At 57.3% G+C, this 21,055-nt stretch carries 16 protein-coding genes, 3 tRNA genes and 1 pseudogene; 14 read left to right on the top strand and 6 right to left on the bottom strand.

All coding sequences use genetic code 11. The annotated features are described in order from the left end of the window. Nucleotides 1-2: 2 nt before the first annotated feature. Together RVM24_RS07840 and cadR are read right to left on the bottom strand one after the other, a co-directional pair. Nucleotides 3-2,855, bottom strand: coding sequence for a valine--tRNA ligase (locus RVM24_RS07840; RefSeq protein WP_431475218.1), 2,853 nt, complete (start codon nt 2,853-2,855; stop codon nt 3-5). 446 nt (nt 2,856-3,301) lie between these two features. Further along, complete coding sequence (gene cadR / locus RVM24_RS07835; RefSeq protein ID WP_004364961.1) at nt 3,302-3,709, bottom strand: Cd(II)/Pb(II)-responsive transcriptional regulator; 408 nt, start codon at nt 3,707-3,709, stop codon at nt 3,302-3,304. Between the two features lie 95 nt (nt 3,710-3,804). Between cadR and RVM24_RS07830 the strand changes: the two genes are divergently transcribed. The 3 genes and pseudogenes from RVM24_RS07830 to RVM24_RS07820 all read left to right on the top strand — a co-directional run bounded on the left by RVM24_RS07830 (nt 3,805) and on the right by RVM24_RS07820 (nt 6,527). Next, a complete protein-coding gene (locus tag RVM24_RS07830) occupies nt 3,805-4,701 on the top strand; it encodes a cation transporter (protein WP_072676343.1) in 897 nt (298 codons plus the stop codon). A gap of 3 nt (nt 4,702-4,704) precedes the next feature. Next, nucleotides 4,705-5,217, top strand: coding sequence for a signal peptidase II (lspA, locus tag RVM24_RS07825; protein WP_004863699.1), 513 nt, complete (start codon nt 4,705-4,707; stop codon nt 5,215-5,217). 21 nt (nt 5,218-5,238) lie between these two features. After that, a pseudogene (locus tag RVM24_RS07820) lies at nt 5,239-6,527 on the top strand (ISL3-like element ISPpu12 family transposase). Nucleotides 6,528-6,593: 66 nt separating this feature from the next. On the opposite strand, the gene RVM24_RS07815 reads toward RVM24_RS07820, so the two are convergent. Further along, on the bottom strand, nt 6,594-7,103 hold the full coding sequence (locus RVM24_RS07815; RefSeq protein ID WP_431475217.1) for a DNA polymerase III subunit chi: 510 nt from the start codon (nt 7,101-7,103) through the stop codon (nt 6,594-6,596). After that, nucleotides 7,093-8,583 carry a leucyl aminopeptidase gene (locus RVM24_RS07810; RefSeq protein WP_106693712.1) on the bottom strand — a complete coding sequence of 497 codons (1,491 nt, stop codon included), beginning with the start codon at nt 8,581-8,583 and terminating at the stop codon, nt 7,093-7,095. The genes RVM24_RS07815 and RVM24_RS07810 overlap by 11 nt, the downstream gene beginning before the upstream one ends. Nucleotides 8,584-8,809: 226 nt before the next feature. Between RVM24_RS07810 and lptF the strand changes: the two genes are divergently transcribed. Together lptF and lptG are read left to right on the top strand one after the other, a co-directional pair. Then, a complete protein-coding gene (gene lptF, locus RVM24_RS07805; RefSeq protein ID WP_244178167.1) occupies nt 8,810-9,913 on the top strand; it encodes an LPS export ABC transporter permease LptF in 1,104 nt (367 codons plus the stop codon). Continuing rightward, nucleotides 9,906-10,967 carry an LPS export ABC transporter permease LptG gene (gene lptG, locus RVM24_RS07800; protein WP_431475216.1) on the top strand — a complete coding sequence of 354 codons (1,062 nt, stop codon included), beginning with the start codon at nt 9,906-9,908 and terminating at the stop codon, nt 10,965-10,967. The genes lptF and lptG overlap by 8 nt, the downstream gene beginning before the upstream one ends. Nucleotides 10,968-10,986: 19 nt before the next feature. Here the strand turns inward: lptG and RVM24_RS07795 are convergent, their stop codons facing one another. Further along, entirely contained in the window at nt 10,987-11,544 is a 558-nt protein-coding gene (locus tag RVM24_RS07795; RefSeq protein ID WP_431475215.1) for an RDD family protein, read from the bottom strand. A 159-nt stretch (nt 11,545-11,703) separates the two neighbouring features. Here RVM24_RS07795 and alaS point away from each other — a divergent pair, with 159 nt between their 5' ends. The 6 genes from alaS (at nt 11,704) to RVM24_RS07765 (ending at nt 16,496) form a co-directional block, all read left to right on the top strand. Next, the gene (alaS, locus tag RVM24_RS07790; protein ID WP_431475214.1) at nt 11,704-14,334 is read left to right on the top strand and encodes an alanine--tRNA ligase; all 2,631 of its coding nucleotides are present in this window, start codon (nt 11,704-11,706) and stop codon (nt 14,332-14,334) included. A gap of 107 nt (nt 14,335-14,441) precedes the next feature. After that, complete coding sequence (locus RVM24_RS07785) at nt 14,442-15,680, top strand: aspartate kinase (protein WP_072677054.1); 1,239 nt, start codon at nt 14,442-14,444, stop codon at nt 15,678-15,680. Between the two features lie 171 nt (nt 15,681-15,851). Next, nucleotides 15,852-16,049, top strand: a complete 198-nt coding sequence (gene csrA / locus RVM24_RS07780) for a carbon storage regulator CsrA (RefSeq protein ID WP_022989559.1) — start codon at nt 15,852-15,854, stop codon at nt 16,047-16,049. A gap of 125 nt (nt 16,050-16,174) precedes the next feature. Further along, nucleotides 16,175-16,264 (top strand) — tRNA-Ser (locus RVM24_RS07775). Between the two features lie 58 nt (nt 16,265-16,322). Beyond that, nucleotides 16,323-16,399, top strand: a tRNA-Arg gene (locus RVM24_RS07770). Nucleotides 16,400-16,419: 20 nt separating this feature from the next. Continuing rightward, nucleotides 16,420-16,496 (top strand) — tRNA-Arg (locus RVM24_RS07765). 246 nt (nt 16,497-16,742) lie between these two features. On the opposite strand, the gene RVM24_RS07760 is transcribed toward RVM24_RS07765, so the two are convergent. Then, a complete protein-coding gene (locus RVM24_RS07760; protein ID WP_319634287.1) occupies nt 16,743-17,279 on the bottom strand; it encodes a DUF2058 domain-containing protein in 537 nt (178 codons plus the stop codon). A 104-nt stretch (nt 17,280-17,383) separates the two neighbouring features. Between RVM24_RS07760 and dbpA the strand changes: the two genes are divergently transcribed. The 3 genes from dbpA (at nt 17,384) to oadA (ending at nt 21,052) form a co-directional block, all read left to right on the top strand. Next, nucleotides 17,384-18,757: an ATP-dependent RNA helicase DbpA gene (dbpA, locus tag RVM24_RS07755; protein ID WP_431475213.1), complete on the top strand. Its 1,374-nt coding sequence runs from the start codon at nt 17,384-17,386 to the stop codon at nt 18,755-18,757. Nucleotides 18,758-18,980: 223 nt separating this feature from the next. Next, nucleotides 18,981-19,232 (top strand): OadG family protein, encoded by a 252-nt coding sequence (locus RVM24_RS07750; protein ID WP_061332702.1) that lies wholly within the window; start codon nt 18,981-18,983, stop codon nt 19,230-19,232. 41 nt (nt 19,233-19,273) lie between these two features. Then, nucleotides 19,274-21,052, top strand: coding sequence for a sodium-extruding oxaloacetate decarboxylase subunit alpha (oadA, locus tag RVM24_RS07745; RefSeq protein WP_061332703.1), 1,779 nt, complete (start codon nt 19,274-19,276; stop codon nt 21,050-21,052). The last annotated feature ends 3 nt before the right edge of the window (nt 21,053-21,055 follow it).

Genomic DNA, 21,055 nt, shown 5'->3' with positions numbered 1-21,055 from the left:
CCTTACATGGCCTCGATTTCAGCCCGTTGTGCGCTGAGCCGCTGCAGGCTGCCTTGCGCATCCTTCAGCTTCTCCTGCTCTTTCTCGACCACTTCAGCCGGGGCCTTGGCGGTAAACTTCTCGTTGTTCAGCTTGCCTTCCAGGCGGCCGATTTCCTTGTTCAGGCGCTCCAGTTCCTTGTCCAGGCGCTTGAGCTCGGCATCTTTGTCGATCAGGCCGGCCATGGGCACCAGCACTTCCATTTCGCCCACCAACTGGGTGGCGCTCATGGGAGCCTTGTCGCCCTCGAACCATTCCAGTTTCTCCAGCTTGGCCAGGGATATCAGGAACTGGCGGTTGGCGTTGAGGCGGCGCTCATCATCAGCATTGCCGCCTTTCAGTAGTACCGGAACCTGTTTGGCCGGAGAGATGTTCATTTCGCCACGGATGTTGCGCACGGCCAGAATAACGCCCTTGAGCCATTCGATATCGGCAGCGACTTCCGCATCCTGCTTGCTGGCATCTGGCTGCGGGTAGGGTTGCAGCATGATGCTGTCGCCCTGTTTGCCAGCGAGCGGCGCAATGCGCTGCCAGATTTCCTCGGTGATGAACGGCATCATCGGGTGTGCCAGGCGCAGTACAGCTTCCAGCACGCGAACCAGGGTACGGCGGGTGCCGCGCTTGGCCTCGGCACTGGCGTTGTCGTCGCTCAGGGCCGGCTTGGACAGTTCCAGGTACCAGTCACAGTATTCGTTCCAGATGAACTCGTACAGAGCGTAGGCGGCCAGGTCGAAGCGGTACTGGTCCAGGTGGCGGATGACCTCCTGCTCGCAGTGCTGCAGCTCGCTGATGATCCAGCGGTCGGCCAGGGATAGCTCCACCGGCTCGTCGTTCACGCCGCAGTCTTCGCCTTCGGTGTTCATCAGTACGTAGCGGGCAGCGTTCCACAGCTTGTTACAGAAGTTGCGGTAGCCTTCCAGGCGCTTCATGTCCCAGTTGATGTCACGGCCGGTGGTGGCCATGGCCGCCAGGGTGAAGCGCAGGGCATCGGTACCGTGGGCGGCGATGCCTTCGGGGAATTCTTTCTCGGTGCGCTTGCCGATTTTTTCGGCCAGCTTCGGCTGCATCAGGTTGCCGGTGCGCTTCTCCAGCAGCTCGGGCAGGCTGATGCCGTCGATCATATCCAGCGGGTCGATCACGTTGCCCTTGGACTTGGACATCTTGTCGCCGTGCTCGTCCCGGATCAGGCCGGTTACATACACGGTATGGAAGGGTACCTGTGGGGTGCCGTCTTCGTTCTTCATGAAGTGCATGGTCATCATGATCATCCGGGCAACCCAGAAGAAGATGATGTCGAAACCGGTCACCAGTACGTCGGTGGGGTGGAAGGTTTTCAGGCGTTCGGTGATTTCCGGCCAGCCCAGGGTGCCGAAGGTCCACAGGGCGGAGCTGAACCAGGTGTCCAGTACATCGTCGTCCTGCTTGAGTTCCAGTGTGTCTGAAAGCTGGTGTTTGCTGCGCACCTCCGCCTCGCTCCGGCCTACGTAAATATTGCCATCGGCGTCATACCAGGCCGGAATCCGGTGGCCCCACCAGAGCTGACGGGAGATACACCAGTCCTGGATGTCGCGCATCCAGGCGAAGTACATGTTTTCGTACTGTTTGGGTACGAACTGGATGCGGCCATCTTCTACCGCTTCAATAGCCGGCTTGGCGAGGGTCTTGGCGTCGGCAAACCACTGGTCAGTCAGCATCGGTTCGATGATCAGTCCGGAGCGATCACCGCGGGGCACGCTCAGCACGTGGTCTTCGATTTTTTCGACCAGGCCCGCCAGTTCCATGTCGGCGATAATCTGCTTGCGGGCCGCTTCCCGGCTCAGGCCAGCATAGGCGGCCGGCAGGGCGCTGTTGATCTCGGAATTCTCGGTGCCGTCGGCATTGAAGACTTCGGCCACCTCGCGAATGTTGGCGTCTTGCGTCATGACGTTGATCATGGGCAGGTTGTTGCGCTTGCCCACGGCGTAGTCGTTGAAGTCGTGGGCTGGGGTGATCTTCACGCAGCCGGAGCCTTTTTCCGGGTCCGCGTGGTGGTCGGCCACGATGGGAATGCGGCGGTTTACCAACGGCAGTAGTACGTGCTGGCCAATCAGGTGCTGGTAGCGTTCGTCGTCCGGGTGGACGGCGACGGCGGTGTCGCCGAGCATGGTTTCCGGGCGGGTGGTGGCTACGATGACGTAGTCTTTGCCGTCCTGGGTTTTCTGGCCGTCTGCCAGCGGGTAGCGCAGGTGCCAGAAGTAGCCTTTCTCTTCCTTGTTCTCGACTTCAAGGTCGGAGATGGCGGTGTGCAGTTTCGGGTCCCAGTTCACCAGCCGTTTGCCGCGGTACACCAGGCCTTCGTCGTACAGGCGGATAAACACTTCCTGTACGGCTTTGTAGAAGCCGTCGTCCATGGTGAAGCGTTCGTTGTCCCAGTCGACGGAGTTGCCGAGGCGGCGGATCTGGCGGGTGATGGTGCCGCCGGAGTGTTCTTTCCAGTCCCAGATGCGCTTGATGAATTCTTCCCGGCCCAGGTCGTGGCGGGTTTTGTCTTCTTCTGCGGCCAGTTTGCGCTCGACCACCATCTGGGTGGCGATGCCGGCGTGGTCGGTGCCGACGGTCCACAGTGCGTTACGGCCCTGCATGCGCTTGAAGCGGGTGAGGGTGTCCATGATGGTGTGCTGGAACGCATGGCCCATGTGCAGGCTGCCGGTCACGTTGGGTGGCGGGATGGCGATGCTGTAGGAATCGCCTTCGCCGCTGGGGCGGAAATAGCCTTTGGATTCCCAGTTTTCGTACCACTGGCGCTCGATGTTTTCTGGCTGGTAGGTTTTTTCCATGGGATTATGCAGTGACCGTTTTGGTTGATTCACATAGGGAAATTCTGAGTGGGCCGATTATACATGGTCGCTTTGGTTGCGGCGAACCTTCGAGGCTCGTTGGGGCTTCGGTTTCGGTAGCCTGCTAGATCGGTGCGGTGTGGGGTTGGGGACAGGCTTTCCAAAAAGCGCTCCTTGCGGCACATCCCTGTGGCGCTTGTCTCCGGCCATCCATGGCCTACGAAATTTTTGGAAAGCCTGTCCCCAACCCCACAGATATGGCCTTGTGCTGTCCGCCCCTCAACTCTTTGCTTCAATCAGATTGCCAAATCTGCTTCTTGTCCGTGTAAGTCCGTGAGTGTCCGTGGCTAATAAAAAAAGGGTAAGCGGATTAAATGGTTGATCTTACCTTTGCATGAGAGTGAGACAGACCGGCATCTCATCGGATTATCTGGTTGATGCTTCACCTACTGCTGGTGCATGTTTCCTTCGCTAATTCCAGCAAGAACCCCACACGCCTCAACTTCCCGGTCATCGTTGCAACTCGCTCTCAGTGAAACGAGTTGTTTCTCAAGCGCTTGCAGAGCGGTTATCTGCGACCGCACATGAGAGATGTGATCATCGAGCAAGGCGTTGACGGCGGTACAAGGCTGATGAGGGTCGTCCTGATAGCTCTGTAGTTCGTGAATCTCAGCCAGTGACAGGCCCAGGATTCTGCAGCGACGGATGAAGGCCAGCCCCTCACCATGCTTCTCGGTATAGACACGGTAACCGTTGTCCTGCCGATCAGGCGGCGGCAACAAGCCCTGCTGTTCATAGAAGCGGATCGTCTGTGTTTCGACCCCTACCAACTGCGCCAACTGACCAATGCGCATCAGCCTCCTCCCCAACGGATTCTTTACTCTATTGACCTTATAGTAGCTTTATAGTTTTAAATGGTACCACAACATTGTTCAAGTGGAGTCGTATCATGAGCAAATCCTGTGGTGGCGCCTGTGGCGGTGATGCAACGTCCGCAGCGGATACCGATATACAGGCCTCCTCCGAGGCGCCAGGGAGATGGGTCAGTGTTTATGCCGTGCCGAAGATGGACTGTCCATCAGAAGAACGAATGATTCGCCTAGCCCTGAACGGCTTTGAGGAGATTCGGGCGCTGTCCTTCGACTTGTCGAACCGCCGGCTGAAGGTCGTGCATGACGGCGAGGTCGAGCCCGTCACCTCGAAACTGAAGACCTTGGGGCTAGGCGCCTCGCTTCAGGAAACCGTCGCTGCAAATCCGGAGACCATCAAGGCCGCCGAGTTTTCGGCAGCTTCTGCTAAGCAAGAATCCGGGACCCTGCGCTGGTTGCTCGGCATCAATGCACTTCTGTTCGTGGTGGAAATGACTGCCGGTCTGATGGCTCAGTCAACTGGCCTCATTGCAGAGTCCCTGGACAATTTTGCTGATGCGGCAGTGTACGGACTCGCTCTTTATGCGGTTGGGCATAGCGTGAAAAGGCAGGTCCGTGTTGCGCACGTTGCTGGTGTGGTCCAACTGGTTTTGGCTGTTGGCGTACTCGTAGAGGTGGTGAGGCGCTTTGTATTCGGTAGTGAGCCTGAATCGCTGGTGATGATAGCCATCGCATTCGTCGCATTGATTGCCAATACCGCCTGTCTGCTGATGGTATCCAAACATCGAGGGGGCGGAGCTCATATGAAGGCTAGCTGGATATTTTCGGCCAACGACGTGGTGATCAACCTGGGGGTCATCACCGCCGGCGCCCTGGTCGCGTGGACCGGGTCCAATTATCCGGATCTGATTATCGGCACCATCGCGGGGGTCATTGTACTTAACGGTGCCAGACGCATTCTGGCGTTGAAGGGTTAAATAATGCTCATTATTGGCAAAAAGCTCTCGCCGTATGCCCTATTGTCCATATCGGGCCTGCTGGCAGCGTCTGATCAGGCTGTAAAGTGGCTGGTGCAGCAATCAATGGCCTATGGCGAGTATGTTTCGGTGACCCCGTTCTTTAACTGGGTGCACCTATGGAACACCGGTGCCGCATTCAGTCTTTTTGCGAATGGTGGAGGCTGGCAGCGCTACTTTTTTATCGGAATCGCGGTAGTGGTCTCGATTTTTCTGATCAAGCTGATCCTTGAAAATCGTCATAAAGGAGAAGCCATCGCTTACAGTCTTATCCTCGGTGGCGCCATGGGCAACCTGATTGACCGGGTCTTTCGCGGCTATGTTGTGGATTCCTTTGATTTCTATTGGCGAGACTGGCATTGGCCGGCCTTCAACCTGGCTGATATTGCAATTGTCCTCGGTGCCTTACTTTTCGTTTCCAGCAGCTTGTTGGGTAAAAAAGCAAACACCAATGCCGAGCCGGATGGATCTGACTGACACCTACGCCTATACAACACCATGACCGAACTTCCCGACAACATCCTTCACCTCCGCAATACCAAGTACTGGGCTGCAAATCAACCGACGACGAAATGCACTTCCAGGTGGACGTGCCCGATCCCATCGCCTGCGAGGAATGCGGCGTGCAGGGTGAGTTCGTACGGTTCGGCAAGCGTGACGTTCCCTATCGTGATCTGCCCATCCACGGCAAGCGGGTCACTCTCTGGGTGGTCCGCCGCCGATACACCTGCCGGGCCTGCAAGACAACATTCAGGCCCCAGCTACCGGAGATGGTAGACGGATTCCGTATGACACTGCGGCTGCATGAGTACGTGGAGAAGGAATCCTTCAACCACCCCTACACCTTTGTGGCGGCACAGACCGGCCTGGACGAGAAGACGGTGCGCGACATCTTCAACGCCCGCGCCGAGTTCCTGGGGCGCTGGCACCGCTTCGAGACGCCCCGCATCCTGGGCATTGACGAGCTATACCTGAACAAGCGCTACCGCTGCATTCTGACCAACATTGAGGAGCGAACCCTGCTCGACCTGCTGGCCACCCGCCGCCAGGACGTGGTGACCAACTACCTGATGAAGCTGAAAGACCGGCAGAAGGTCGAGATCGTCAGCATGGACATGTGGAACCCCTACCGGGCAGCGGTCAAGGCTGTGCTGCCCCAGGCCCGTATCGTGGTCGATAAGTTCCATGTGGTGCGCATGGCCAACGATGCCCTAGAGAGAGTGCGCAAGGGCCTCAGAAAGGAGCTGAAACCGTCCCAGAGCCGGACTCTCAAGGGAGACCGGAAAATCCTGCTGAAACGCGCTCACGAAGTCTCAGACCGGGAGCGCCTCATCATGGAGACCTGGACAGGCGCGTTCCCGCAACTGCTGGCCGCCTACGAGCACAAGGAGCGCTTCTACGGCATCTGGGACGCCACCACACGGCTCCAGGCAGAAGCCGCCCTGGACGAGTGGATAGCCACCATCCCGAAGGGCCAAAAGGAAGTCTGGAGCGATCTGGTCAGGGCAGTGGGAAACTGGCGCGAAGAGACCATGACCTACTTCGAGACGGACATGCCCGTCACCAACGCTTACACGGAGTCCATCAACCGACTGGCCAAGGACAAGAACCGTGAAGGGCGCGGTTACTCCTTCGAGGTGATGCGGGCACGAATGCTCTACACCACGAAGCACAAGAAGAAGGCACCGACTGCGAAGGTCTCTCCTTTCTACAAGAAAACCATCGGTTACGGACTGCCGGACTTCGCAGAGGAACTCAACTACGGAGTCGATCTATCAACCATCTGAGGGTGGTATCAGATTGATGGGGTGAAGGTGCCCCATCAACCATTAAATCCGTATACCCTAAAAAAATTAACGCTTTCGCATGTCGTGCACCCGAGCCTCAATTCCCATAGCCCTGAGTTGCTTGTAGTGCCCCCGAGCCTGGTTCAACACGGCCGGGTCGTTGTGGGCGACTAGAGCCAGCCGGCGGTACTGGTCGGCATCGTCGGGCAGTGTTGAGGACAGGACGATAACGGTATCCCAGTCTACAGCGGCCGGCGGGTAGAGGAGGATGCCGACGGGGTCGGGGCAGGGCGTGGTTGGGTCTTGGGCGATGCTGTGGGGGATGAAGGCATCGGGGGCGATGTTCCACAGCAGGTCGTCGAGTTCTTGGGCCTGTTCTTCGGTGTCGCAGAGGATGCACACGCGGTCGCCCTGCTGCCAGGCTTTGTCCACGAGTTTGGCTGCGTGGAGGTTGCGGGCGGCTGGGGTGTTCTGGGCGAGGATGTGGAACCAGTAGCGCTGGTTTTTATCGTCCCGGCCGGAGGGGCCGGCAGTGGGGCTGCCGGGTTCCGGTGGGGTTGGCTGGTTATCCTGCATGGGTCATCAGGTAGTCGACAAGCAGGGGGACCGGGCGGCCGGTGGCGCCTTTGGCTTTGCCGGAGTTCCAGGCGGTGCCGGCGATGTCCAGGTGGGCCCAGCGGTAGTCTTTGGCGAAGCGGCTCAGGAAGCAGGCGGCGGTGATGGTACCTGCGGGGCGGCCGCCGATGTTGGCCATGTCGGCGAAGTTGCTGTCGAGCTGGCTCTGGTATTCGTCCCACAGCGGCAGGCGCCAGGCGCGGTCGCCGGTGCGTTCGCCAGCGGCCAGCAGTTCGTGTGCCAGTTCGTCGTTATTGGACAGCAGGCCGGTGGCCTGGTTACCCAAAGCAATGATACAGGCGCCGGTGAGGGTGGCCATGTCGACCACGGCTTCCGGGTCGAATTTTTTCACGTAGGTGAGGGCGTCGCACAGCACCAGGCGGCCTTCGGCGTCGGTGTTGAGGATTTCAACGGTCATGCCGCTCAGGGTGGTGACAATGTCGCCGGGGCGGGAGGCGCCGCCGTCAGGCATGTTTTCGGCAGCGGCGATTACGGCAACCACGTTGATTTTGGGTTTGGTTTCGGCCAGCACTTTCATGGTGCCGAACACGCTGGCGGAGCCGCCCATGTCGTATTTCATTTCATCCATGCCTTCGCCGGGCTTAAGGCTGATGCCGCCGGTATCGAAGGTGATGCCTTTACCCACCAATACGTAGGGTTTGTCTTTGGCTTTGCCACCCCGGTATTCCATTACGATCAGGCGCGGGGGCTGTTTGGAGCCTTTGCCCACCGCAAGGATGGTGTTCATGCCCAGCTTTTCCATCTGCTTTTCATCAAGCACTTCGGTCTTGATGCAGTCGTATTCCTTGGCCATGTTCTTGGCCTGCTCGGCGAGCCAGACCGGGTGGCAGATGTTGGGCGGGGTGTTGCCCAGATCTTTGGTGTAATTCATGCCGCGCCCGGTAGCCAGGCCTTGGTTGAAGGCGTCTTTCAAGGCTTTAGCGGAACCGGAAGCCTGCACCACCACCTTCTTGAGTTTACGGGCAGCTGGCTTTTCACTCTTGAATTCGGTGAAGGTGTAGAGCTGGTCTTCCAGAACACGCCCGATCAGGTTCAGGCGGGCTTCTTCGGAGCTGACGGCGTCCTCACCCTGCAGGCTGGTGTCGGCCAGGCAGATCAGTGCGCTCTTGGACGGGCCGTCTTTCAGGGCTCCCATCATGGCGATCAGTGCCTTGCGAAAGTTGGCTGGCGTGCGGTCGCTGTCTTTGCCGGTGCCGACCACAACCACGCGCTGCCATGGTTGATCGACCAGGGGCAGGGTGTTTACAGACGCGTTTTTGCCAGTCAGGTCGCCCGCTTTTTCAAGTTGCTTGATCAGCCCTCCCAGTGCTTCGTCTGCTGCTTTTGTGGTTTCCGGCCACTCGCCCTTCTCAGGCACCGCGATAACCAGGCAATCGGTTTTGGTGGCGGTGATGGCTTTGCTGCTCAGGCTGAAATTCATGGCAACTCCCGTTGTCAGGTTGTGCTTTGTTGAATGTGGTAGGCGTTGTTCATCCGATGCCCATAGGATTGGGGCAAAAGCTCGATTAATCAAGCGGCAGGCTTGTATCGTTACGATGGCTTTATCGTATCAGGCTTATACTGTCATTCATCGCCAAGGTTACATAGAATACCCGCAGTTTCCGTTATCGACCATCTCACGCTTCGGCGCTGCCAGAGAGACTGATTTGAACATCGTTTTCCGTTACCTCATTCGCCAGATCATGGTCAGCATGGTTGCCGTTTCCGGCATCCTGTTGCTGGTGTTTATGAGTGGTCGCTTTATCAAGTACCTGGGCAATGCCGCAGAAGGCGAGATTCCCGCCGGCGTTCTGTTTTCCATCATGGCCTACCGCTTTCCGGGATTCCTGGAGCTGATTCTGCCTCTGGGGCTGTTTATCGGCATCCTGCTGGCCTACGGGCGGATGTACCTTGAAAGCGAAATGACGGTGTTGTTCGCCTGTGGTGTCAGCGACAGGCAGTTGCTGGCGAAAACCCTGATTGGCTGTGTACCGGTGATGCTGGTTGTGGCCAGCATGAGCCTGTATGTGTCGCCGTGGGGTATGAAGCAGGTGGAGGCTATCTTCAACGAAGCGCGCACCGCCACAGAGTTCGAGATGCTGGCGCCGGGGCGATTTCAGGATTTTACGTCTGGTAGCCGGGTTACCTACACCGAGGCCCTGAGCGAAGATAAGCGGCAGCTCCAGGGAGTATTCATCGCCGAGTATGATCGTAACGGGCAAGGCGTGACTCTGATCACCGCCGAGTCTGGTTCCCAGTTGATCGATCAGGAAACCGGTAGCCGGTTCCTGATTCTGGAGAACGGTGGGCGGTTTCAGGGGCAACCTGGCAGACTTGATTACAATGTTACCCGGTTCGAAGCCTATGGCCTTAAGATCATGGGTGGAGAAGCAGGTAACCGGGAGCTCGAGGAGGGCATCAGCACCAGGGCGCTCTGGCAATCGGATAAGCCGGAGGACCGGGCTCTGCTACATTGGCGTTTCTCGCTACCGTTGATTGTGCCGATCGTGACCCTGCTGGCGGTCCGTCTTAGTCGGGTTAACCCGCGCCAGGGCCGTTTCTTCCATCTACTACCGGCGATGCTGGTTTACATCACCTACCTCGGGTTGCTGATTGTAGCGCGGGATGCCCTGGCGGATGGCAAGGTGCCGGAGTGGATAGGCATGTTGTGGGTGCATGTGATTTTCCTGGCGCTGGGGCTTTGGTTGCAGTTTGGCCCTGCCTGGCTTTATAAGCGGCGCCTGGAAAAGGAGGCCCGTGCCCATGCGTAGAATCGATGGTTACGTCATGCGCACGGTGGGCGGTGCGATGTTCCTGGTGATGATGGTGGTGCTGTCACTGGATGTGATTTTCGCCTTTATTGCCGAGCTGGACGACACCCGAAACGATTACCAGACCCTGCAGGCGCTCTGGTATGTATTTCTGACCTTGCCAAGGCGAATATACGATTATCTGCCGCTGGGTGCTTTCATGGGGTGCCTGGTAGGGCTAGGTGCCATGGCCAGCTCTTCGGAGCTGACGGTTATCCGGGCTGCCGGTGTTTCCATTCGCAGGATTGTCTGGTCGGCGATGAAGCCAGCCCTGGTGGTTGTTGTGTTGGGGCTGGCCATCGGTGAATACGTTGCGCCGACCACGGAGCGCATGGCGCAGAGCGACAAAGCTGTGGCCCTGGGGGCGAGCAGGAATGTTGCGTCGGCCCACGGTGTCTGGCACCGGGAGGGGAACACGTTCATGCACCTGAATGCCGTTCAGCCAAACGGCGTATTGCACGGCGTATCTTTGTTCCGTTTTGGAGGCGACCGGCAGCTGGAAGTGTCCAGCTTTGCTGAAAGAGCGATTTTCCAGGGTGATCACTGGTTGCTGGAGAAGGTGGTGTCCACTCGCATTGAGGACGAACGCACCCTGCGCAATGAGCATGCCGCCTTGCGCTGGGAGACCGGGCTGTCACCGGAAGTGCTGAGTGTGTTGATCGTTAAACCAGAAAACCTTTCCATGGCCGGCCTCTACACCTACGCCACCTATCTGGGCGAACAGGGGCTGACGGCGGCCCGTTATTGGCTCGCATTCTGGAAAAAGGCGTTGATGCCGTTGGGTACGGCGGTGATGGTCTTGGTGGCCATTTCCTTCATCTTTGGTCCGTTGCGCTCTGTAACCATGGGGTTCCGCGTGTTCACCGGCCTGCTGGTGGGCCTGTTGTTCAAGTACATGCAGGATTTATTGGGGCCCATGAGCATGGTATACGGGTTTAATCCGCTCTTGGCGGTGCTGGTGCCGATTCTGGTGAACGCTTTGGTGGGGGCTGTGTTGATGAGACGGGCCGGCTGAGATAGCCGGCCCGGGCGCATTACTTTTTGTTTTTGGCGGTTTTTGATTTGTCCGGTGCGGGCACGGCTACAACCACGCTGTTGGATGCGCGATCGGTCAGCGACAAGCCGTTGATTGGGTAGAACAGGGCGATCACAGCGGGCACCGTGAGCAGGAGCGTCAGGGAGCCGACGTAGTAGGCGGCAATCATGGTCAACACGATGACTGCCGCTGCGCTGCCATAACGGAGCAGGGCCTGGGTCCAACTGACGGACGTGCCATCCAGGTTCTCGATTCGAATGCGCCATACCTGCATGCCCAGGGTTTGGCCGATACGGGTCCAGAAATAGGCGAAGAAAAGGTAGAGCACCAGGAACAGGGTGAAGGTGAGGCCCGGGCCGCCCTCGAGTTCGCCGGCTTCCGCCATCTGTTCGTACTGTTCCCAGCCGGTAATCCAGCCTGCGATCATGGTGTAAGCCCAGGTGGCAACCAGCAGCACGGCAATACTGATCAATCCATCGTAGGTAATGGCCAGGGCCCGCTTCAGTGCGGTGGCTGGCGGTAAAAGTTCCTCGGCGTTATGAAAGCTTCGGGGCATGGAGTCTCCTGTGAGGTTTCACGTTTTTCCTGTTCTCGGCGTGTGCTAGAGTAGCGGATTTGCACACGCATGTAAGTATTCGTATTTCAATCGCGGACTTGCCGGCTATTCCGGCGGGTTTCAGGCAAGGTGTTAAAGGTCGAAAGGTATCAAAGGTCTATGAAAACCGCAGAGTTGCGACAGGCGTTTCTGGAATATTTCAAGCAGCAGGGTCACACCATTGTGCCGAGCAGTTCGCTGGTGCCGGCAGACGATCCCACACTGCTGTTTACCAACGCTGGTATGAACCAGTTCAAGGATGCCTTCCTGGGCCGGGAAGAACGCGACTACACCCGAGCGACCTCATCCCAGAAGTGCGTGCGCGCCGGTGGTAAACACAACGACCTGGAAAACGTTGGCTACACCGCCCGCCACCACACGTTCTTCGAAATGCTGGGTAACTTCAGCTTTGGCGATTACTTCAAGCGTGAAGCCATCAATTTTGCCTGGACCTTCCTGACCGGTGAGCAGCACCTGAACCTGCCCCAGGAAAAGCTCTGGGTAACCGTGTACGCCGAAGACGACGAAGCCTTTGATATCTGGAACAAAGAGGTTGGCGTTCCGGCTGAACGGATTATTCGCATCGGCGACAACAAAGGCGGCCGCTACGCTTCCGATAACTTCTGGCAGATGGGCGACACCGGCCCCTGCGGCCCCTGTACCGAGATTTTCTACGACCACGGCCCGGATGTGGCTGGCGGACCTCCCGGCAGCCCGGAAGAAGACGGCGACCGCTACATCGAGATCTGGAACGTGGTGTTCATGCAGTATAACCGCACCGCCGATGGCGAGATGCTGAACCTGCCCAAGCCTTCCGTGGATACCGGCATGGGGCTGGAGCGGATTGCGGCTGTGCTGCAGGGCGTTCACAGCAACTATGAGATTGACCTGTTCCAGGATCTGCTGAAGGCTGCATCTGAAATTCTGGGCGGTGCGGCGACCACCGAAGCGTCGCTGCGGGTGGTGGCGGATCATATTCGCTCCTGTGCCTTCCTGATTGCCGATGGTGTGATGCCGTCAAACGAAGGCCGCGGCTTTGTACTGCGCCGGATCATCCGCCGTGCAGCCCGTCACGGTAACAAGCTGGGCGCAACCCAGCCGTTCTTCTACAAACTGACCGGCGCCCTGGTGGAATTGATGGGCGAGGCCTACCCACAACTGGTCAGCAGCCGCAAACAGATCGAAAAGGTGCTGTTGCAGGAAGAAGAGCAATTTGCCAAGACCCTGGACAAGGGTTTGCGCCTGCTGGAGCAGGACATCGCCGAACTGAAGGGTACGGAAATTCCTGGTGAAACCGTATTTACCCTGTACGACACCTACGGCTTCCCGGTAGACCTGACCAACGACATCGCCCGTGAGCGTGGCCTGACCCTGGACTACGAAGGCTACGAAAAGGCCATGGACGCCCAGCGTGACCGTGCCCGCGCGGCCAGCAAGTTCGGCATCGATTACAACGCCGCCGGCATCACCATTGACGGTAAGACCGAGTTCACCGGCTACGACCATATTGACGGCCATGAGCGCATCCGCACGGTTCTGGTCAACGGTGAAGAGAAAACCGCCGAGGCTGGGGACGAGTGTGTGGTGGTGCTGGAGCGCACGCCGTTCTACGCGGAATCCGGCGGCCAGGTGGGTGATACCGGCCTGCTGACCTGGAGCGGTGGTCGCTTCCAGGTAACCGATACCCGCAAGGAAGGCGACAACCACCTGCACGTGGGCACATTGGTAGAGGGCGAGTTGTTCCCGGGCCTGGAAGTGGATGCCCGGATTGATCACGCCCGCCGTGAGCGTACCAAGCGCAACCATTCCGCCACGCACCTGCTGCACGCAGCACTGCGCAAGGTTCTGGGCGAGCATGTCACCCAGAAAGGCTCGCTGGTAGATCCGGACAAACTGCGCTTCGATTTCTCCCATTTTGAAGCGGTCACCCCGGAACAGTTGAAAGAGATCGAGCGTCAGGTAAACGAACAGGTTCTGGAGAATACCCCGGTTCAGGTGGACGTGACCGACATGGAGTCTGCCAAAGAGAAAGGCGCCATGGCCCTGTTCGGTGAGAAGTACGGTGATGTGGTGCGTGTGTTGAGCATGGGCACCGATAGTTATTCCGTGGAGCTTTGTGGTGGTACTCACGTGTCTCGCACCGGTGATATTGGTCTGTTCAGGATAACCTCGGAAAGCGGTATCTCCTCTGGTGTTCGCCGTATTGAGGCGGTGACCGGGTTTGGTGCGCTGGAATGGCTGGACGCCACTGAACGAACCCTGCGCGAAACGGCGCGCCTGGTTAAAGGCACCCGTGAGACCGTCGTGGACAAGGTTCAGCAGGTCCTCGACCGCAACCGCCAGCTTGAAAAAGACGTTGATACCCTGAAGGCCAAGCTCGCCAGTTCCGCAGGCAGTGATCTTGCTGGAAATGCCGTAGAGGTGGCCGGGCTCAAAGTGGTCGCGGCAGAGCTGGAAGGTGCTGACCGCAAGGCGCTGATGGAAACCGCCGACCAGTTGAAGAATAAGCTGGGCGAAGGTGTGGTGGTTCTGGCCACTGTAGACGACGGCAAGGTTACCCTGGTTGCCGGGGTTACCAAGTCTGCCACTGGTCGTATTAAAGCGGGCGATCTGATGAAGCATCTGGCGGCGCAAGTGGACGGTAAAGGTGGTGGCCGTCCGGACATGGCACAGGGTGGCGGTAACGACCCGTCCAAGCTGGCGGATGCCCTGGCAGGCGTTCCGGCCTGGGTTGAACAAAATATCGGTTAAGCAACTGTTTTTGGACGCGGGCGGAGGTTTATAATTCCGCCCGCTTTATTTGATGGGCGGGCAATCGGTGTTCCGCTTTGAGTCCCCGGTTCGGAGTTTGGCAAAACATGGCTCTGTTGGTTCAGAAATTTGGTGGTACGTCCGTTGGCACAACCGAGCGGATTGAGGCGGTGGCTGACAAGGTGTGTCAGTTCCGTAAAGACGGGCACGATGTGGTGGTTGTGGTCTCGGCGATGAGCGGAGAAACCAACCGGCTGATCGCCCTGGCCAACAACATTATGGAAGATCCGGTACCCCGGGAAATGGACGTACTGGTGTCTACCGGTGAGCAGGTGACCATCGCGTTGTTGTCTATGGCGCTGCAGAAGCGTGGCTGTGATGCCCGGTCTTACACCGGCTCACAGGTGCGCATCCTGACGGATAGCAGTCACACCAAGGCGCGGATCAAGCAGATTGATGAGCAGCGCATGCGCGAAGATCTGGAAGCCGGCCGGGTAGTGGTTGTTGCGGGCTTCCAGGGTATCGATGAGCACGGCAACATCACTACGCTCGGTCGCGGTGGTTCAGACACTACCGCGGTGGCACTGGCGGCTGCCCTGAAGGCTGACGAGTGTCAGATCTACACGGATGTGGACGGTGTTTATACAACCGACCCGCGGGTGGTAGACAGTGCTCGCCGGCTCGATCGAATTACATTTGAAGAAATGCTCGAGATGGCCAGCCTGGGCTCGAAAGTGCTCCAGATTCGCGCCGTCGAATTTGCAGGTAAATACAATGTTCCATTAAGAGTGCTTTCCAGCTTCCAGGAAGGTGAAGGCACTCTGATTACTTTTGAGGATGAGAACGCCATGGAACAACCGGTTGTTTCCGGCATTGCTTTCAATCGTGATGAAGCCAAACTGACCATTTCCGGTGTGCCGGATACCCCGGGCAGTGCCCTGCGGATTCTGAAGCCGGTCAGCGATGCCAATATTGAAGTGGACATGATTGTGCAGAACGTGGGCGAAGATAATAAAACCGCGTTCACCTTCACTGTCCACCGTAACGACTTCAAACGGGCCCAGGAAGTTCTGCGTGGTATCTCCAGCGAAATTGGCGCTGGCGAAGTGGGTGGCGACAGCAAGATTGCAAAAGTGAGTATTGTGGGCGTAGGCATGCGCTCGCACGCTGGCGTGGCAACTAAAATGTTTGAGGCGCTGTCCAAAGAAGGTATTAATATTCAGATGATCTCCACCTCGGAAATCAAGATTTCGGTGGTGATCGATGAGAAGTATCTCGAGCTGGCGGTTCGTGCACTGCACAGTGCATTTGAGCTGGATCAGGCCGGGGTGGACGAGGGCGCTTAACAGCAGGATGCTCGCAAGCGCGCCTTTTTGAGTCATTGATAATAGCTATCGAGATGCGAAGGGGTATAAGTATTATTGCGTCTTTAGTATGATCGGTGATCTCTTTATAAAAGCTATAAGTACAACATTCTGTTGTCGGAACAGGTTGGTTTGGAATAGGGAGAAAGGGATATGTTGATTTTGACCCGCCGTGTTGGCGAAACTCTGATGATCGGCGACGAGATTACCGTTACCGTTCTGGGAGTGAAGGGGAACCAGGTACGTATCGGTGTTAACGCGCCCAAAGACGTCGCGGTTCACCGTGAAGAAATCTATCAGCGGATTCAGTCCGAAAAAGGCTCAGACGAGCCGGAACCGGGCAATCGTTGATCGATAAAAAGCCGCTCACGGGAAACCTGAGCGGCTTTTTTGATGGTGGGGAAAATCGAGTAGAAAAAACTCGTGTCAACCCTATGAAAACAGAAAAATTATGGTAGTATACGCCCCGTTCTCAAGGAGAGGTGGGTGAGTGGCTGAAACCAGTTCCCTGCTAAGGAACCGTACGAGCAATCGTACCGAGGGTTCGAATCCCTCCCTCTCCGCCATTTCCTTTTGGGGAAACGAGAACAGGTTGAAGCAGCATTCAACCAATGCGAAAGATGCGCGGCTGTAGCTCAGCTGGATAGAGTACCTGGCTACGAACCAGGCGGTCGGAGGTTCGAATCCTCCCAGCCGCGCCACTATCGCAAACCTGTTTTAAGCGGCTGTAGCTCAGCTGGATAGAGTACCTGGCTACGAACCAGGCGGTCGGAGGTTCGAATCCTCCCAGCCGCGCCAAATAAAGACCAAAACGCCTCAGCTTGTATATCTCACAAGCTGGGGCGTTTTGCTTTGTATAGCTGGGAGAATTTGAACCGAAAGAGGTTCGACCGAAGCACACGCAGTGTGCTGAGGAACGTCGGAGCAGCGCGACGACGGCCCCGAAGGGGTAAGGGCCGTAGGCCCGAATAATCCTCCCAGCCGCGCCAAATAAAGACCAAAACGCCTCAGCTTGTATATCTCACAAGCTGGGGCGTTTTGCTTTCACCACATCAAATCATCCGGAATCTCATACCCCGCGTAAGGGTCGTCCTCTCCGGCATCATCCTGCTTGCGATCGTGCATCGAAATCACGGCGGTTTCGTCTCGCTCCATAATCTTACGGGCTACTTTGTCCGGGACCACTTCGTAGTTATCTCCAATTGCCACAATCGCAAGCCGGCCACGGGAGAGCTGGTCGACCATGGTGTCATCCACCAGAATTTTCTTGATCTTCTTTCCGTCAACAAACTGGTAAGACGTTTCGCCCCGGCTGCGGTCCAGCCGGTTTGTTTCAATCAGTTGCCGAATCTGAGCCTGAATGGCTTTCTTTTCCGCCTCCTTTTGCCGTTCCAGATTCAGCTGGCGGTCACGCTCGGCCTTTTCAAGGCGGGCCTGGCGAGCGCGTTCCTCGGCTTCATTCACCTGAACCGCACCTTTGGGTTGCTGTTTGCGTTGCTTGCGCTTTTCGTTTCGTATGCTTTTGGCTTTCTTTTCGTCGGCCAGTCCGGCCTTGAGTAGTTGGTCCTGCAAAGACGCCATCAGTGACTCCATGGATTCGTGATAAACTGCAATCTATGAACCTCTAGTATACGCCGACGTTATTCCCGCAATAACCCACAAACATTTACCTCGTGGATTTTTCTATGTCTTCTTTTAAGGAACTGGGGCTGTCTCCGGCCATGCAGGCAAATCTGCAGCGGTTAGGTTTTGAGCAGCCGACAGGCATACAGGTCAAGGCATTGCCACCAGCGCTGGCCGGCAAGGATGTGATTGCCATGGCGCAGACCGGCAGTGGCAAGACGGCTGCATTCGGCATTCCGCTGGTGGAACGACTGAAACCAAAACAATTTGCGGTGCAGGCGCTGGTGTTATGCCCGACCCGGGAACTGGCTGATCAGGTGGCCAAGGCTCTGAGAGAGCTGGCGCGGGCACAAGACAACGTGAAAGTGCTCACGCTTTGTGGGGGTGTTCCCATAGGGCCCCAGATCGGCTCGCTCAGTCATGGCGCCCATATCGTGGTAGGCACGCCGGGCAGGGTTGATGACCACCTGCGCAAGGGTACGCTGACCCTGGACCGCGTGAACACGCTGGTGTTGGACGAAGCAGACCGAATGCTGGATATGGGGTTTGAAGAGGTGGTGTTGTCCATTCTTGAGCAAACGCCGGCCGCCCGACAAACCCTCCTGTTTTCCGCAACCTGGCCAGAACCGATCCGGGCCATGAGCGAGCGCTTCCAGGTTGAGCCGGTGGACGTCAGGATCGAGGCAGAAGACGCTACCAGCAGTATTTCTGAGGTGTTCTACGAAATATCGCCAGACCAGAAAGTTCGCGCAGTTGCAGCCCTGTTGTCTCATTATCAGCCGGTGTCGTCTGTGGTTTTCTGTACAACCAAGCGGGACTGCGACGAGCTGGCGCAGGAGCTTGAGGCACTCGGTTTTGCGGCTATGTCACTGCATGGGGATCTCGAGCAGAAAGACAGGGACAGCACGTTGGTCAAATTCGCCAATCAGAGTTGTACGGTTATGGTCGCCACCGACGTGGCTGCTCGTGGCCTGGATATCAAAGCGTTGCCCCTGGTGATCAATGCCGAGCCTGCCCGCGACCCGGAAGTACACACCCATCGCATTGGCCGTACTGGGCGTGCCGGTGAACAGGGGCACGCGATTACGCTGTGCGCGCCCAGCCAGGGCCATAAAGTCTCGCGGCTTGAATCAGCCCGGGGTGCGTCTGTTGTCTGGGGCGATTCCGAAAGCCTGCTGGCGCAAACGTTACGCCCGGTTCGCCCGGCCATGAAAACCCTGTGCCTGGCCGGTGGTCGAAAAGACAAAGTGCGCCCTGGCGACGTGTTGGGCGCTTTGACCGGGGATGCGGGTATTCCGGGTACGGCAGTGGGAAAAATAGATCTGTTCGATTTCCAGTGTTTTGTGGCCGTTGATGAAGCCTGGGCAGATAAAGCTTTGGCTCGGCTTGAGAAAGGAAAGGTCAAAGGCCGCAAAATCAGGGTTCGTTATGCTTGATTCCGGTTGTTGGAGACCGGTCGGGTGAGTGTCAGATCAGGCCAGGAAGCTCGGAAAGTCCCTATAGAAATGTTTACTTCAGGTTGCTCCTGATCAATGAAAACGGTAAATTACGCAGGATTTTGCCTCCCGATTTGTTCGTTCCAGCCATTAGACTTTGGTCTGACGGCTGAAGGCGGCGAAGCGGGGAAATCACACAAATCAATACAGGTAGCTATTCGATATGAATGAGCTGATGTCACAAGCCGTCGAGTTGATGATTGCTGGTATGGGCTTTGTGTTCGCGTTCCTGGTTGTTCTGGTATTCGCGACACTGCTCATGTCCAAACTCATTGGACGGTTTGCGCCGCCAGAGCCGGCAACCCCGGCCAAAACGCCACGTGCCAAGCCGAAGGCGCCCGCGTCGGTTGATCCTGACACCGCCGAGGCCATCAAGAAGGCGATTGCACAATACCGGGCACGCCACAAGAAGTGACCCGTTGCACGATTAGAACCTTTTAACAGAAGGCTGACACGATGACTGATACCAAGAAACCGCTGGGGATTACGGACGTAATTCTGCGTGACGCCCACCAATCCCTGCTTGCCACCCGTATGCGGCTTGATGACATGCTGCCCATTGCCGAGAAACTCGACAAAGTCGGTTTCTGGTCTCTGGAGTCCTGGGGTGGTGCTACCTTTGATTCCTGTATCCGTTACCTGGGCGAAGACCCATGGGAGCGCATCCGCGAGCTGAAAAAAGCCATGCCCAACACCCAACAGCAGATGCTGTTGCGTGGTCAGAACCTGTTGGGCTATCGCCATTACGCGGATGATGTGGTTGATCGTTTCTGTGAGCGTGCCGCCGAAAATGGCGTTGACGTGTTCCGTATCTTCGACGCGATGAACGATCCTCGTAACATGGACCGTGCCATCAAAGCCGTTCGCAAGACCGGCAAGCATGCCCAGGGCACCATTGCCTACACCACCAGCCCCGTGCATACCGTCGACATGTGGGTAGAGCTGGCGAAAGAAGTGGCCGACATGGGTGCCGATTCCATCGCGATCAAAGACATGGCGGGCATTCTCAAGCCCTACGTAGCGTATGAGCTGGTCAGTCGTCTGAAGAAAGAGCTGGATATCCCGATCCACATGCAGTGCCACGCCACCACCGGCATGTCTACCGCCACCGCCATCAAGGCTGCGGAAGCCGGCATTGATAACGTGGACACCGCAATCTCCTCCATGAGTATGACCTACGGCCACTCGCCCACTGAGGCAGTCGTGGCCATTCTGGAAGGTACCGACCGTGACACCGGCCTGGACCTGAACCTGCTGGAAGAAATTGCCGCTTATTTCCGCGAAGTGCGTAAGAAGTACGCCAAATTTGAAGGCAGCCTCCGTGGAACCGATTCCCGCATCCTGATTGCCCAGGTGCCGGGCGGCATGCTGACCAACATGGAAAACCAGTTGCGTGAGCAGAACGCAAGCGACAAGTTTGATCAGGTTCTGGAAGAAATTCCCAAGGTTCGCGAAGACCTGGGTTTCATCCCGCTGGTGACCCCAACCTCTCAGATTGTCGGTACCCAGGCGGTACTGAATGTTCTGACCGGCGAGCGTTACAAGTCGATCTCCAAGGAAACGGCTGCGATCCTGAAGGGTGAGTACGGCGCAGCGCCGGCACCCATGAACAAAGAATTGCAGGATCGTGTTCTGGATGGCAAGGAAGTGATGACCTGCCGCCCGGCGGATGTGCTTGAACCGGAAATGGACAAGCTGACCGCTGAGCTGAAGGACATCGCCAAAGAGAAGGGCATCAAACTGGCCGAGCAGGAAGTTGATGACGTTCTGACCTACGCCTTGTTCCCGCAGATTGGCCTGAAGTTCCTGGAAAACCGCGGTAATCCGGATGCATTTGAGCCGGTACCGAGTGCCGATGACGTTGCCCCCGCCAAGAAGGCCGCTGGCCCTGAGACTTACACCGTGGAAGTTAACGGCAAGAAGTACGTGGTTGCTGTTAACGAAGGTGGTGAGATCAGCCAGATTGAAGGCCAGGGTGGCGCCTCTGCGCCTGCCGCTGCTGCAGCTCCGGCTGCCGGTGAGGGCGAGCCTGTGGTGGCGCCTCTGGGCGGTAACATCTGGAAGGTTCACGTTTCTCCGGGTGATACCGTGGAAGAGGGCGATGTGCTGATTATCCTCGAAGCCATGAAAATGGAAACCGAGGTTCGCGCACCCAAGGCCGGTACCATCGGTGAAGTCTTCATCAAGGAGGGGGACGCCGTCTCCGTTGATGATGAAATGCTGACAATCGCATAAGGG

The sequence above is a fragment of the Marinobacter sp. KM021 genome (assembly GCF_050707965.1).
Taxonomy (GTDB): Bacteria; Pseudomonadota; Gammaproteobacteria; order Pseudomonadales; family Oleiphilaceae; genus Marinobacter; species Marinobacter shengliensis.
This window is presented reverse-complemented; position numbering and strand designations above follow the sequence as displayed.

Coding starts and splice junctions, on each gene's coding strand:
- RVM24_RS07750 (WP_061332702.1), top strand. CDS start 18,981: ATGAATGAGCTGATGTCACAAGCCGTCGAGTTGATGATTGCTGGTATG.
- RVM24_RS07785 (WP_072677054.1), top strand. CDS start 14,442: ATGGCTCTGTTGGTTCAGAAATTTGGTGGTACGTCCGTTGGCACAACC.
- alaS (WP_431475214.1), top strand. CDS start 11,704: ATGAAAACCGCAGAGTTGCGACAGGCGTTTCTGGAATATTTCAAGCAG.
- RVM24_RS07810 (WP_106693712.1), bottom strand. CDS start 8,583: ATGAATTTCAGCCTGAGCAGCAAAGCCATCACCGCCACCAAAACCGAT.
- lspA (WP_004863699.1), top strand. CDS start 4,705: ATGCTCATTATTGGCAAAAAGCTCTCGCCGTATGCCCTATTGTCCATA.
- lptG (WP_431475216.1), top strand. CDS start 9,906: ATGCGTAGAATCGATGGTTACGTCATGCGCACGGTGGGCGGTGCGATG.
- RVM24_RS07795 (WP_431475215.1), bottom strand. CDS start 11,544: ATGCCCCGAAGCTTTCATAACGCCGAGGAACTTTTACCGCCAGCCACC.
- RVM24_RS07760 (WP_319634287.1), bottom strand. CDS start 17,279: ATGGCGTCTTTGCAGGACCAACTACTCAAGGCCGGACTGGCCGACGAA.
- RVM24_RS07815 (WP_431475217.1), bottom strand. CDS start 7,103: ATGCAGGATAACCAGCCAACCCCACCGGAACCCGGCAGCCCCACTGCC.
- dbpA (WP_431475213.1), top strand. CDS start 17,384: ATGTCTTCTTTTAAGGAACTGGGGCTGTCTCCGGCCATGCAGGCAAAT.
- csrA (WP_022989559.1), top strand. CDS start 15,852: ATGTTGATTTTGACCCGCCGTGTTGGCGAAACTCTGATGATCGGCGAC.
- RVM24_RS07840 (WP_431475218.1), bottom strand. CDS start 2,855: ATGGAAAAAACCTACCAGCCAGAAAACATCGAGCGCCAGTGGTACGAA.
- cadR (WP_004364961.1), bottom strand. CDS start 3,709: ATGCGCATTGGTCAGTTGGCGCAGTTGGTAGGGGTCGAAACACAGACG.
- RVM24_RS07830 (WP_072676343.1), top strand. CDS start 3,805: ATGAGCAAATCCTGTGGTGGCGCCTGTGGCGGTGATGCAACGTCCGCA.
- oadA (WP_061332703.1), top strand. CDS start 19,274: ATGACTGATACCAAGAAACCGCTGGGGATTACGGACGTAATTCTGCGT.